Here is a 13,590-nt window from a genome sequence, read left to right as displayed (position 1 = left end):
ATTGTTTAAAAAGTTTTCCAGGTTGTTCCATCGGGAAAAATTTTTAAAATATTTTAGCCGGAGTCACAGTTTCCCTTTCAGGCGTTTTTCCCAGTCGAGAACTTTGGCTCCTATTTCCGCCGCCTTTTTTAAAAGAGGTTCATTGGGGGAAGCCTTGATCAGATTTTTAAATTCATTTTCGGCTTTGGTTTTGTCTTGTTGCCGGTCGTAACAATCAGCGATAAGAAAATCGGCCCACTCCCTTAGAGAATGGGTTGGAAACAAGCGGCGTGCGGAAATCAGAGCTTCAAGCGCTCTCGGATAACGTCCAGCCTGGTAAAGCACCAGCCCCAGTTTATAGTAGGCGTCCTGAACATGGCCAGGGGCAATGGGGCGGGTCCGGTCGAATTGGTCAATGGCCAGTGCGTATTCGCGGATGGCTTGTTCCTGATCGCCTTTTTGAAACCAGGTCTCACCGGAAAGATAATGGATCTCAGAAGGGTCTGCATCTGCCCGGGAAAGCAACTGTTGGAAAATATCCTGTGCGGCCTCAAAATTTTCCTGTCCCCGGTAAGCTGCTGCAAGAATTTTCATCGCTTCAGGAACCTCTGGGCTGAGCGGGAAATTCGTGAGGAACGTGCGCGCTACCACTTCCGCTTCTGAATAGCTCCCCTGCTCGACATGGATTTTCCCAAGATTTAAAAAAAGGCGGTCACGGTAAACTCCGTTGGGATCGGATTTTTTAACCCGCTCATAAAATGTCAACGCTTCCCGAGTCATGCCAATAGCCTGGTAACTCTCTCCTACCTGAAGCAGCGTCTCGACTTTTCTTACATCACCGATGTTCAAATTTCGAAATTGATTATAAGCGTACAAAATAGGCAGGTAGCCTTTTTGAGCAGAATAGTCGTCGATTAAAAAGACAAGGGCCTGTTCCAGTAAATTGCGCGCGGTTTTATAAAAGCGGCTTCCTTTCTCAAAGGCAATTAACTTCTGGAATTCCCGAAAGGCTTCCAGGTATTGTTTTTGTTGAAGGTGAGCTGTGCCACGACTTAATGTGACTTCTGCAAGAATGTCCTGGCTTTTAGCTTTTTCGAATACATCCTGGTAGGTTTCCACCGGACGAAAGTATTCGGGGATATCAAAAATTATGTCCTGGATCGGCAAGGTAGGGTCGCGTACCCCAATGTCGGCCAGTCTGATTCGGGCGTACTGGGATTCTGCAGAGCCGGGATTTACCTTTTGTGAGCGGTCAAAAACAGACAAGGCGGCGAGTCCCTTGTTCTCCATGAGGTAAGAGTCGCCAATGCGGTTCAGGCTCTTGTGCCCCCTCACTGTTTCAGGTTCGAGATTGATGAAGTGGAAAAAATGTTTTCGTGCTTTTTTATATTCCTTTTGATGGAAATATATTTCTCCCATGTAATAGTTGATTTCAGGAACCTCGTCCAGTTGTTTCGGCCAGCGGCGTGACGCATCTTCGAAAATAATCCGGGCCGCTTCAAAATCGTTGAGTTCATAAAGGCTGAGTGCGATTGAAAATGTTGAATCCCGAGCCTCCTCGTTATTAGGATCGTTTTTCAGTATTTCATTAAAGGCTTTGTAGGCTTCCTCAAACCGCTTTTCCCGGAGCAGCATCTGGGCCATTTTCAATTGGCGTGTTTTGTTGTAAAGACTCTTTTTGTTGTTTTCTATTCCCCGCAGGTAAAGAGTTCTTGCTTCTAATGGGAGGTCCATGTTGTCAAAGATGACACCGAGTTTGAACAGCGCATGATCAAAAAATTTTGATTTCGGGTACCGTCGCATGGCCAGTTGATAAGCGGTAATCACATCTTCATAGATGGGAAACGGTTTCGGGTTGTTGATTTGAAACAGAGTCTCGGCTTTCAAGAACAAAATATTTTCAAGCAGCGGACTTTGTGGATAATTTTTCTGGTACTCATCAAATGCTTCCAGGGCTTCTGTCCTCAGTTCCTGCTGATAGAGGCTCAAGGCTTTTTTATATTCATCCCACCCCTGGCTGATTTTTTTTTCTGTGTCTTCTTTTACGATTTGCCGAGCCTGGCTTTCGGTCAGTCCGCCCGCTTCTTTTCGTGGTTTTGTTTTTGTGCGACGCGGAGTTTTCTTTGAACGAGAATTTTCTTCAACAGGGGGGGCTGTGTCAGGCCTTGCTCGGAGAATTGGTTTATCATGGCCCTGAAAATCCAGCACCACTGCGGCCACGGGCATTTGTTGCTCGAAATGAAAAACCCGCGTGTTCTTGTGTTTCAGGCGGAAGGTGACACGAAGACCTTCCTGAAGTTGAGTGACGTCGATTCGTTCAAGGTTACGGTCAGGGAAACTACGAGACTGGAGTTCTTCTCCCATTTGCGCATCCGGAAGGAAAACGATGATCTTTTTTTTGTTAAAATCGGGAATCACCTGATAGAGGGCAGGCTGGTCCAGATTCACCAAAATTCTGGTGTAATCGGGATGACCCCCAATCAACAAAGATTCTACTCTGGGAACTCCGGCAACAGGGGTATCCGGTTCAGGTTGAGCGATCAACAATCCGGTTCCCAAGGTCAGTTGCAAAATGAACAAAAAAAGGAGACCACTATGGTATTTGTTAATGTGCTTCATGACAAAATTTTGACTTTCACAAAGTGTTCATACATATAAAGCAAAAACGATACCAATAAAGAGATTTAAAGCTGGACTCCATATAAATAAAGGGTTTCACGTATTTTTGTGATGCTTTTTCCCAGGGGTGCTCCAGGTTAAGTGTCCACGAAGTTTTTAAGGTAATGAAATAATGAAAATATTTTCCCTCGCAAGAATGGGTGGACCGCTTTCCTTGCTTGATTTTTGGACATTAATTCATTCTAACTATAGTGGGAATCTATTAATATGGAAATCGTAAGGGTACGGATTTTTTGTATTCACGGAAGCTTGCGATTTTTTGGAGGGTACTTTGGAAATCACAGAATCCCAACGCACTCATGAGTCACAGCAGGTGAAGCGATTGCTCAAGCGGCAAAACCGGCTTCTAGGTAAATCACTTCTGAACATTGATCATTTTCTTTATCTGCACAAGAGTATTAGTCGACTTAACCTGGAAGATATTGAAGAAGCATTGATTCACAAGCTTCCTGGCATTCTTTCCGTGAAATTTTTTTCCCTGTTTTTATATGAAAAAAACAAACGAACATTAACACTGGCCTGCCACAATCATCCCGGATGGGGGGATGCAAAAGAGATCCCGGTAACCCAGTCCAATGTCATGAACGATGCGATATTGCAGGGACGTTACATTCTCGAGCCGGATTTTAAAAAATCCAAATACTTCAAGGGGAAGAGTAACCCGTTGTTCAAAAATCATTTTTTTGTATGCATTCCTCTGATGATCGAAAATGAAATCCTGGGGGTCATCAATCTGAATGAAAGTAAAAGCGGGGTTTTCTCAGTTCACGATCTGGATTTTGTTCTTAATGTCATTGAGTTTATTTCCTTGTCCATTAGTAATGCTTTGCTTTACCAGAAAACTGAAATGCTATCAGTGACAGATGGGCTGACGCTTCTCATCAACCACCAGCAGATGCAGCAGATATTGAAAAGTGAATTTGAACGAAGTAAGCGATACAATTTCGAATTATCAGTGGTGATGATGGATGTGGATTATTTCAAAAAAGTGAATGATACCTATGGACATCAGGTGGGTGATCAGGTTTTGGTTGCCCTTGGGGAGGTTATCAGCAGTATCTGTCGTTCGAATGATACCGGTGCCCGGTATGGAGGAGAGGAGTTTTGTCTGATCCTGCCCCAGGCTTCCAAAATCAATGCCAAAAATATTGCAGAGAGAGTGCGCGAAGAAATCAGCCAGCGTGTGTTTGAAACAGAACTCGGAGGATTTAAAGTGACCATCAGTTGCGGTGTTGCGCAACTGGATCTGGAGACGATGTCAACTCCGGCTGATTTAATCCATGTGGCCGATCGCGCGCTATACAGCGCCAAGAAAAATGGACGCGACCAGACGGTGGTGGGAGTTGTCGATGGAGAAGCTTGACCTGCAACCTTTTATCGGATGCGACTCTCTTCCAACGTTACCGGACCAGATTTCCCGGGTGCTGGATGAAACCAGTCGAGCGTCTGCCATGGACTATAACATCGTCCAGATCATTCAGTTCGACCCGGCTATTGCCTCGCGCGTTTTGCAGGTATCCAATTCCGCTTTGTATGGATATCCTTCACAGATCGGTTCGTTGCAGCAGGCGGCAGGTTTACTGGGCCCTGGTGTGATCAAAAGTATTATTCTGACAACTCCGATCTTTGAAAGATTTGAGGGAGATGCGGCGATTCATCGTGTTGGAATTGATTACCATAGACTCTGGCGGAACAGTGCTGCTGTCGGTGCGGTAGCAGGAGCTTTGGGAAGACAGTTCGATGGTTTTGAAAGTGATGTTTGTTTTACTTCCGGATTGTTGCACGATCTTGGAAAAATTTCCCTCGCCGTTTTGAAGCCAGAGGCATTTTTAAAATGTTTCCAGCAATCGAAATTACAGGGTCGTCCCGTTCTTGATGTGGAAAAAGAAATTCTGGGAATCACCCATGTTGAAATCCAATTGGCCATGGCTGCAAACTGGGGCTTTCCTGAAGTCTTGAAAACCCGAAGAAAACAGAGCAGGAATGGGAAGAGCGGAGTCCCTGAACTGGTAGAGCTCGCTGCCGGGCTGGCGGCCCAATGGGGGTTTGACGATGATCTTGGTTTTGAGGAAGAAGATACGGAATATCTGACTGAATTGTGCGCCTCTCTGGGATATTCCTTCCAGGATGTGAAAGCCCGGGAGTCTGAATTGAAAAATTATGCAAACCGCGTGGCGGCCCAGATATAAAAATGAAGCATATGTTTTGCAATTGACTTATAAATCGGGTCCCATCAGGCGAATAAAGCTATCCAGGAGTTCCGGGTCGAAGTGAGGCAGCATTTGTTTTTTCATCAAGGTGAGGGCATCGTAAGGCCTGAGTGCTTTTTTATAGGAACGGCGGGTGGTTAAGGCGTCGTAAACATCCATTACTTTGCAAAGCCGACCTCCAAAAGCGATCGAATCTCCTTGAAGCCCGTTCGGATAACCACCTCCACTGAATTTTTCATGATGCTGCCCTGCCATATGCAGCACGCAGTCTCCATAACAATCCAATTCTTTTAAGATACTTTCTCCTTTAGGAGAGTGTTCCTTCATTTCCTCAAATTCATTTTCTGTTAATTTTCCTTCCTTGTTGATCAGGTCCAGTCGGATTTGTGATTTGCCCACATCGTGCAACATCCCCCCCAACCCAAGTTGGCGTGTTTCATTTTTAGGAAGTTTGATCTTGATGCCATAGGTCATGCAATATAAACCGACGTTCACGCTGTGAGTGTAGGTGTAATAATCTTTGCTCGTCAATTTGGAAATTCCATAAAACCCTACATCCGAATCTGAAAAGCACTGCTCCATAATTTCGACCACCTCATCTGAGGCGGTTAAAATTTTCGGAGAAGCATTTTGCTCGAAAAACTCGTTCATTATGTTTTTCGAGACTTCATAGACTTTCTGGGTTTTAACTTCCAGGGGTACGCTGTCACTGGTGACGATTGTCTTGAGCGTGCGGGTGGCGTGGGCGTAGTATTTGAAAAGATCGTCGTCTTGAATAAAAAAATCCTGGGTAGCATCTCCCGATTCCAGAATTCGGTGGACTTTTTCCTGATGGGCCGGGTCGGTACTGGCGAACTTTACAAATTTGGTCGACCCCATACTGTTGGTTTTATAAAAAATATCGAAAGATTCGGAACTGGAACTGCTAAGGAACTCCAGATTGATCCTGCGATAGCTTTTATCGTTAACTGTAACTATGGAGGGTGTGTCCAAAACAGCTTGCCCTTAAAAATCCAGTAAATTCATAAGTCAGAAAAGTCCCGGTTTTCTATACTAAACTCAGTTGCTTTTAGAATTCAAGAGGACCTTTGGAAAAACGATAATTTGCATTCAGCTAAATCGACCTTGGTTAAAAGAGAAGATTATTGATTTTAAACGAGTGAAAAAGGCAATTAACCAGATAGCCATCATTTCTTTTCGGTTGGTTTCACCTATTCTGGATATTTGAAGGAGTTTCTTCCTGAATTTTCCAGAAAAAATGCACCATAGAGCGTGTACACCCTAATAAATCGACCATTGACAGGGATTCTCCCGGTTCGTGCATCCGGCAGGCGGGATCGTAAGCACCAATGCAGAGCGGGGCGATATCGCCCAGGGCATCCATTAATTTGGCGACAAAGGGGATCGAACCTCCGCAACCATACAGGCAGGAAGGCTTTCCAAAGCCCTCACTCAAGCTATCCAGCATCTTATTAAAAACAGGTGAGTCTATAGATGTTATCCAGGGTGATCCACCCTTGTCCTGATCCAGATTAAGGGAAAATCCTGTCGGTACTTGCTCCTGCAAATGCTCTGTGAGGGCTTTTCGGCCAGAATCCTCTGTATTTCCGGGAGCGAGGCGGATTTCCACCAGGGCCTTTGCAGATGGATTGTCAAACGTCCAGCGCTGGCCATCGCTTTCTACATGCAGGGATTGGACCTCTATTATCTGGTCCGGGTTGGTGAACTTTTCAATGTTTTCAGGGGCAATCTGTCCATTATTCAAAATCAACTGGTCTATCCACCGGGCCAAAAGTAATTCAGGAACTGGCATGGGGCCGCCGACCACCCCTGAATGCGGTGCCTTGTCCGAAGACTTGAAGATCACATCGAAAACCGCATTCCGGGAACTTGTTTCTACCGGATCGAGTGAAATTTTCAATTGGTAAGAATTGTGCTCTTCCAGATGTTTTTTTAAGGCTTCCGCCAGGGCTTTCACATCACTCCCCTGTTTCAGAGGAAAAGAAATACGGGCCCCAGCCGAACCGAACAAGACACCTCCTGCGACCCGATGCCCCGGTCGAACATTGGCATAGGATTTTCGTAGCTGATTCTGGATTATGTCGACTGCTGTTTCGGGAACCGTCAACCTGGTTTTTGACAACAATCCTCCCGCCTCCCGCTGTTTTGCGAGTGTTGTCGGTACCCGGGAATAGCCTTCACGCTCTTCTGGTGATACGGGGATGTCTTTTTCAGCGATTCCTTTTACATTAAGCGAATGATCGCTGGTGATCAGTGTGGCCAGTAACTTGTACATCGCGGTCTGTTCGCAAAGTTTTGAGGAGGGATCTTTTTTTTCTGTGGTCACACATATCTGAACTATTCCGCGCAGGGAGGTGGTGAGTCCGGGCACTCCTGTGTCTGGATTCAACACGTCTGTGATGATGACGCAATCGCAATCGTCAAAGAATGACTTGTTCTGCAAAATCTGATCGATCAGGGAAATGGAGCCCGACTCTTCTTCTGTTTCAAAGATGACCTTCAGGTTACAGGGAAGTTTTTTACGGGTTTGTTCGTCAATTTTGCCCGGGTTGCCACCGGACATTTTTATCATCGCTTCCGCTGCCATGCCGATAGCAATGACACCGCTAAGATCATCGGCAGCTCCGCGCCCCTGCGCCCGTGACCGATCCTCATTCCACAAAAGCCTGGTAGGGGACACACCACCCCACTGTTTAAAATTGCCGTCGTCCATATAGGGCTGCTTGTCCAGATGGGCGTACATGAGGATGGTGGGTTTGTCCGCTGAAGAAAAAATCTCGGCCATCAAAATCGGGGTGGCTCCTGCCATTTCTTTTGGCGGTTCGTTGACTTTTATATTTTCAAACCCGATGTCGTTCAGATAATTGCTGGTCAGGTCGAGAATCTCGATCATGTCGGGCAGGGTTTCGCGATCGCCCGGAAATTCGTTGATCCCCAGGCTGCGACTGTCAATGGCAACCATTTGCTCCATCATGTCGAGGTGCTTTGCGACCAGTTCTGATTCTGGAGCGATCAATTGATTGAGAAATTTCATATTAAAGGCCTGGATCATACTTTCTCCTTAGAACTCTTCCGATGGCAATTGAATTTGGACCGATTCCTTTACAGCTTTTAGCAATCATATTAGTATAGAAGAACAGACTAAAGATAGATCCATTTTGAGAAAGTGATTTGTTTATATGATGACACGGATCGTGAATCTGTTGAAATTGTATCAAGCCTTGAAAACCAGGGGAAACTGGCCCCTCATCCGGCGCTCAGCCCGGCAACTTCTTGATTTTGTCCTGTGCCAGGGAAGTTTGAACCGTAAAAACCCGATCAATGCCTTGATCTACTGGTGGGGGCTGCTCAAGGGCTACGATTTGTTGGTCTGGCGACTGGAAACATTTGGGTTCCTGTTTCTTGAGGATTGTTCCGAACAAGACAAAGAACAATTGAATCGACTTCTTCCTCCAAGTCAGTCAATCGCCTGAATGCCTTCCATCGTTCCCACTGTATTTGGCGCGAACCCTGAGGCCCGATTTTCCCTGTTGATTCCCACCTGGAATAATTTGCCTTATCTGAAATTCTGTATCGCGTCTATACGTAACAATTCCCGTTGGCCGCATCAGATCATATTACACATCAACGAAGGCTCCGATGGCACCCGGGACTGGGCCCAGGAGCAAAAGATCGACCATACCTGGTCCAGTGAAAACGTGGGGATTTGTTACGGGGTCAACGCAGCTGCAGAACTCGCTACGACGGACTATCTGGTTTACCTCAATGACGATATGTACGTTTGCCCCGCCTGGGACCACTACATGAGAGAAGCGGTGAAAGAGGCACCGGACCACCGGTTTTATCTTTCCGGGACTCTCATTGAACCACGGGATACCGGAAACAATTGCGTCATTTTTTCAGACCGGTTTGGCGATGACATCGATTCCCTTGATACGAAGAGCCTGCTTGCAGAATACGATCAATTACCGTTTGCAGACTGGACCGGGGCGACCTGGCCGCCAAGTTTGATTCACAAAAAAATGTGGGAACTTGTTGGGGGTTTGAGCGTTGAGTTTTCTCCCGGGATGTATTCCGACCCCGATCTTTCCATGAAACTCTGGCAGGCAGGTGTGCGCTGGTTTAAAGGGGTTTCGCAATGCCGGATGTTTCACTTCATGGCAAAATCCACGGGGCGTGTGAAACGTAACGATGGGCGTACCCAGTTTATGCGCAAATGGGGGATCTCCAGTAATGCCTTCATGCGAACCTATCTCCAGAGTGGGGCGCCGTTTACAGGTCCTTTGCCGGAACCCGAAGAAAACCTGTCTCTTAAATGGGCGCGGTTTCGTTCCCGCTGGGCCTGAGCTTGACAGAAAGATCGGACAGGCTTACATTCGTTTTCGTTGCATCCCAATTCTTCACCAATAACCTGCCTTTTGAAGTTCTTGCATGATAAGCGCTGTCATCATCATAAAAAACGGTGAACAATATTTGAAAGAATGCCTCGATTCTCTCACCTCTTTTGAAGAAGTGGTGCTGGTTGACACAGGATCCACCGATGACACCCTGACCATCGCCAAAGGGTATTCCAACGTCCAGATTTTTGAGAGACCCTTTGAGGGTTTTGGTCCCACCAAAAATCTGGCGGCAAGCCTGGCATCCCACGACTGGGTTTTTTCTATAGACTCGGATGAGGTGTTGACACCTGAGTTGTATTGGGAGATCAGCCATCTGGAGCTGGATGCTTCCCAGGTATACCGGGTGCCGAGACAGTCTTACTACAACAGGAAAATGATTAAAGGCTGCGGGTGGTACCCGGACCGCGTTTTGCGCCTGTATCATCGTGGCAAAACACGGTTCAATGACAATCAGGTACACGAAAGTGTGCAGGTGCCTGAAGGGATGACGGTGGTCGAGCTGGAAGGGCGTTTGAAACATTATCCATACGACAGTGTCGACTCGCTGATCGAAAAGGCGCAGTTATATTCACGGTTGTACGCAGAACAAAACGAAGGCAGGTTGGAGTCCTCACCAAAGAAAGCGATCACCCATGGCCTTGCAGCTTTTATAAAAGGGTATGTGGTCCGGCGCGGATACCAGGACGGTTATGAAGGGTTTGTGATTTCTCTGGCACAGGGACTAGCCGCTTTCTTAAAGTACATTAAATTATATGAGGCCAATAAAAGGCACCATTTGTAGCCTCTCCGTTGGTGTTGAGGTTATGCTCCCCCCCAAAGTCCAGGGCGAGATTCTTCTTCGCCTGACGGCTCATCAGAATGACATGCTGTGACTTTATAGTTTTTTACACACCGCAACAGGCGTACCAATCATATTTGATGCCAGAAAATACAATCCTGTCATTCTGAATGAAGCGGAGCGGAATGAAGAATCTCGCCTTGGACTCCCAGGTAGTGTCTTCCCTCCCCTTTCAAGGGGAGGGTGTGGGAGGGGTTATTAATACAACCTCCCCTGAATCCCCTCCTTTTTTAAGGAGGGGAAGACCCCTATGGTCTAATCTGGTGTGTAACTGAGGTTATGAAAACCTCTCCTTTGCAATGGAGAGAATTGGGTATGCAATCCTTGGGACTGTATCAAATATTTAAAGGCCAGACTTGAGTTTATAGCCAAAGTGTTACAATAAACTTTTAGCGTAATAATTTTCCATCCCTTAAAAATACAGGAGGCGTTATGCGTCGATTAATAGCAGTCTTCGTTCTGATAGTTTCGTTTATTCTTGCTGGTTCCGTTTCACCTTTATTGGCAGGCGATGCGGTTCCGTTTTCTGGCAAGGTGAAGAAAGTAATACTGAAGAAAAATAAAGTGGGAATCATGAACCCCGAGTCAAAAAAGCGGGTCACTGTAGTGATCGCGGAATCATCCAAATTGACCGGGTATGATGACATTGAAGATATAAAGAAAGGCGACATGGTCGCAGGACACTACGAAGTCGACGGCAAGGGCTTGTACATTGTCACGGAAATGGAGAAAAAATAGGGAGAGGGGTAGCCAGTTATTATCTTGTGCTTATTTGACTTGGTGAGTTTGCCTCGAAAATACGATTATCGAATGCAGGGTGTTTGTCAGTTTTTTGATCAAGTTCGGGATGGGGTTTCCGTCTGCATTCCTAACAACTGCATAAGCGGTTCGCGGCGTTCGGGCCAGATGCGCAGTTCAAGCCGTATCCCGTCTTCTTCGTACTTTTCTGAAACCACGAGAGCATTCTTCCGGATTTTTGCCAACAGTGGGGCCTTGTCGTAATCGAGTACCAGGCTCATGCCGCGCAGGCGGCTTTCATATCGATCAATTATCGCCTTCCTCAAATCATCGAGTCCAATATTCTTTTTACAGGAAAGGAACACCGCCTTGGGCCAGGCCCTTTTGGCATTGTCCAGTATATCGGGATCGTCCACATTATCGACCTTATTGAACACCAGCAGGTTTTGGGAGTTGTCGACACCCAGGTCCTGCAACAATTCCTCTGCCGTTTCCATATGATGCCGAAAATCCGGGTGACTGATATCCACCACATGCAGTAACAAATCAGCATCGCGCACTTCATCCAATGTGCTTTTAAATGATGCAACCAGGTCGTGAGGCAGTTTGTCGATGAGTCCGACGGTGTCCGTCATTAAGATGGGATACGGAAAGTTCTTCTTAACCTTTCTTACTGTCGCATCGAGCGTGGCGAACAGTTTGTTTTCAACAAGGGTTTTCGATTCGGTCAGGCAGTTCATGAGTGTTGACTTGCCGACGTTAGTGTAGCCGACCAGTGCCGCTTGAAAGGTATTGCGCCGCGACTTCCTTTGCACCGCGCGCTCGCGGTCGATGTCCTTCAGTTTTTTCTCCAGCTTGTTGATCTGCTCGCGGATCATGCGTTTGTCGAGTTGAATCTGTTTTTCACCCGCATCTTTCAGGCCGATACCTCCGCGCTGACGTGACAGATGGCCCCACAGTTTGGTCAAACGGGGCAGGGCGTATTTGAACCGGGCCAGTTCCACCTGGGTTTTGGCTTCCCGGGTTTGTGCATGACCACTGAAAATTTCGAGGATCAGCCAGTGACGGTCGATGACCCGGCAGGACAGAATTTTCTCCAGGTTTTTGTTTTGAGCGGGTGTGAGAGCTTCGTCAAAAATCACCACATCGGGTTCATGAAAACGAACGGATTCTTTAAGCTCTTCCACCTTGCCGCTGCCAATGAGGGTTTGCGGGTTGATTTCCGCGAGCCGCTGGGTGATGTCTGCAATGGGTGTGTAGTAGGCGGTGGTGGCCAATCCCTTCAGTTCTTCAAGACACGGGTCCCCGCTGCGCCGGGTGCCGTTGGCAGGCAGACCGATCCCGACCAGAATGGCTTTGCCGGTGACGTTTTCGGTTTGTGTTATTTCAATAAAGCCGGGTGTCATGGTGACTGCCTTAAAAATTTTTTAATTCAGGTTAGAAAGTGAAAGACTTCGCGTGAAAGACATTGAAAAACCGCCTGTAAAAAGCAGGTCGCGGAATTCAACGTCTCGCTCGTGGAAATTATTATTAAAACCGTTTTAGAACACCTGTGATTGTGTCTAACGTCTCGCTCGTGGAAATTATTATTAAAACTGTTTTAGAACACCTGTGATTGTGTCTAACGTCTCGCTCGTGGAAATTCCTGCTCCCTTAAGAGGTCGCCCTCACGGTCATAGGTTTCCATTGTGAGAAGGCGGCCATCCTTGTAGCGTAACAGATTTTTTATCCCGGCACCTTCATAATACGTTTTCGATGCCCCATCAAGTAAATCATTGTGGAAATTCATTTCCGCTTTGATCTTCCCGCTCGGAAAATACAGGATCACACGTCCTTCCAGAAGATCGTCCTGATACAGACCCTTGTCTTTAATTGTACCGTCCTTGTAATAGCCGATGCTGAGCCCGTGCCGTTTGCCATTTCGGTAATGCCATTCGGTTTTCAGGATACCTCCCGGGTAGTACAAGCGGCTGGGTCCATGCAGGGTGCCGTGCCGGTAAGTGCGCTCAGACTTCAGGTCGCCTGCCGGGCGGTATTCCCTTTTCAAGCCATCAGGAAGGCCGAAGGCATCGACCTCAGTCTCCGATTTCACCTTCCCACCTGGAAAAAGCTCGCTTTGCATTTTCGGGTGGTGGTCTTTTGGAACGAGGGCAGGGGTGGTGAGGGTTTTATCTGGGGGCGATTGGGTATCGGAATGGGCGTGCGGTGCTAATAGAGCAAGCACCGGCAGGAGGCCGATCCACCAGAAACGTGCAATTTTTTCAAAGATTGAAGAACATGGCATTGATGTATTTCTGGTTCATCTCTTCCAGCCGCTCCACCAGAACGCGGATGAGTTGTTCATTGAATTTTTTTTGAAGTTCCGGGTCCAGCGTCTCAATGGTTTTCTTTTCCATTTTCATGACCACAACAGGTCCTTCCGCAATTACGTTGGTGGATCTGGGTTGTTCCTGGATCAGCGAGATTTCACCAAATACAGAACCTGGCCCGAGGCAGGAGATGATGAGGCCCTCCAGTCCCTTTTTATTTACGATCACGTTGCCTTGAAGGATGATGTACAGGGCCTGTTCAAGCTCTCCTTCACAGATTATGGGTTCGCCGGGAAGATACTTCAGAAATATATTCTTTATATCAGATAATCGGGTTTTCTCATTTTCCGAGAAACCTTTAAAAAAGCGGATACGGTCGAGAAAATCCTTCATCTTCTCCATAGTTTGAAACGGGC

12 protein-coding genes are annotated in these 13,590 nt (G+C 46.9%); 6 read left to right on the top strand and 6 right to left on the bottom strand.

Translation table 11 applies throughout. From position 1 onward, the window contains the following. Window positions 1-63: 63 nt before the first annotated feature. Window positions 64-2,598 (bottom strand): tetratricopeptide repeat protein, encoded by a 2,535-nt coding sequence (locus tag G3M70_03800; protein ID QPJ61059.1) that lies wholly within the window; start codon window positions 2,596-2,598, stop codon window positions 64-66. Between the two features lie 331 nt (window positions 2,599-2,929). Between G3M70_03800 and G3M70_03795 the strand changes: the two genes are divergently transcribed. Beyond that, complete coding sequence (locus G3M70_03795; GenBank protein ID QPJ61058.1) at window positions 2,930-4,021, top strand: GGDEF domain-containing protein; 1,092 nt, start codon at window positions 2,930-2,932, stop codon at window positions 4,019-4,021. Then, on the top strand, window positions 4,008-4,847 hold the full coding sequence (locus tag G3M70_03790; GenBank protein QPJ61057.1) for an HDOD domain-containing protein: 840 nt from the start codon (window positions 4,008-4,010) through the stop codon (window positions 4,845-4,847). Before G3M70_03795 ends, G3M70_03790 begins: the two co-directional genes overlap by 14 nt. A 27-nt stretch (window positions 4,848-4,874) precedes the next feature. Here the strand turns inward: G3M70_03790 and G3M70_03785 are convergent, their stop codons facing one another. Together G3M70_03785 and G3M70_03780 are read right to left on the bottom strand one after the other, a co-directional pair. Further along, window positions 4,875-5,861: an HD-GYP domain-containing protein gene (locus G3M70_03785; protein ID QPJ61056.1), complete on the bottom strand. Its 987-nt coding sequence runs from the start codon at window positions 5,859-5,861 to the stop codon at window positions 4,875-4,877. Window positions 5,862-6,075: 214 nt separating this feature from the next. Next, window positions 6,076-7,941, bottom strand: a complete 1,866-nt coding sequence (locus G3M70_03780) for a M20/M25/M40 family metallo-hydrolase (protein ID QPJ61055.1) — start codon at window positions 7,939-7,941, stop codon at window positions 6,076-6,078. Between the two features lie 127 nt (window positions 7,942-8,068). Between G3M70_03780 and G3M70_03775 the strand changes: the two genes are divergently transcribed. From G3M70_03775 to G3M70_03760, 4 genes are all read left to right on the top strand, one after another. After that, window positions 8,069-8,362: a hypothetical protein gene (locus G3M70_03775; GenBank protein ID QPJ61054.1), complete on the top strand. Its 294-nt coding sequence runs from the start codon at window positions 8,069-8,071 to the stop codon at window positions 8,360-8,362. Continuing rightward, a complete protein-coding gene (locus G3M70_03770) occupies window positions 8,363-9,235 on the top strand; it encodes a glycosyltransferase family 2 protein (GenBank protein QPJ61053.1) in 873 nt (290 codons plus the stop codon). It begins immediately after the preceding gene. Between the two features lie 85 nt (window positions 9,236-9,320). Continuing rightward, window positions 9,321-10,070, top strand: coding sequence for a glycosyltransferase family 2 protein (locus G3M70_03765; GenBank protein QPJ61052.1), 750 nt, complete (start codon window positions 9,321-9,323; stop codon window positions 10,068-10,070). Between the two features lie 489 nt (window positions 10,071-10,559). Further along, window positions 10,560-10,865 carry a hypothetical protein gene (locus tag G3M70_03760; protein ID QPJ61051.1) on the top strand — a complete coding sequence of 102 codons (306 nt, stop codon included), beginning with the start codon at window positions 10,560-10,562 and terminating at the stop codon, window positions 10,863-10,865. 98 nt (window positions 10,866-10,963) lie between these two features. On the opposite strand, the gene hflX is transcribed toward G3M70_03760, so the two are convergent. From hflX to G3M70_03745, 3 genes are all read right to left on the bottom strand, one after another. Continuing rightward, window positions 10,964-12,271: a GTPase HflX gene (gene hflX, locus G3M70_03755; GenBank protein QPJ61050.1), complete on the bottom strand. Its 1,308-nt coding sequence runs from the start codon at window positions 12,269-12,271 to the stop codon at window positions 10,964-10,966. Window positions 12,272-12,486: 215 nt separating this feature from the next. Continuing rightward, entirely contained in the window at window positions 12,487-13,149 is a 663-nt protein-coding gene (locus G3M70_03750) for a toxin-antitoxin system YwqK family antitoxin (GenBank protein ID QPJ61049.1), read from the bottom strand. Continuing rightward, window positions 13,127-13,567 (bottom strand): cyclic nucleotide-binding domain-containing protein, encoded by a 441-nt coding sequence (locus tag G3M70_03745; GenBank protein ID QPJ61048.1) that lies wholly within the window; start codon window positions 13,565-13,567, stop codon window positions 13,127-13,129. Before G3M70_03745 ends, G3M70_03750 begins: the two co-directional genes overlap by 23 nt. Window positions 13,568-13,590: the final 23 nt, after the last annotated feature.

The sequence above is a fragment of the Candidatus Nitronauta litoralis genome (assembly GCA_015698285.1).
Classification (GTDB): domain Bacteria; phylum Nitrospinota; class Nitrospinia; order Nitrospinales; family Nitrospinaceae; genus Nitronauta; species Nitronauta litoralis.
Note: the sequence above shows the minus strand (reverse complement) of the source record. Positions and strands in the feature narration are given on the sequence as shown.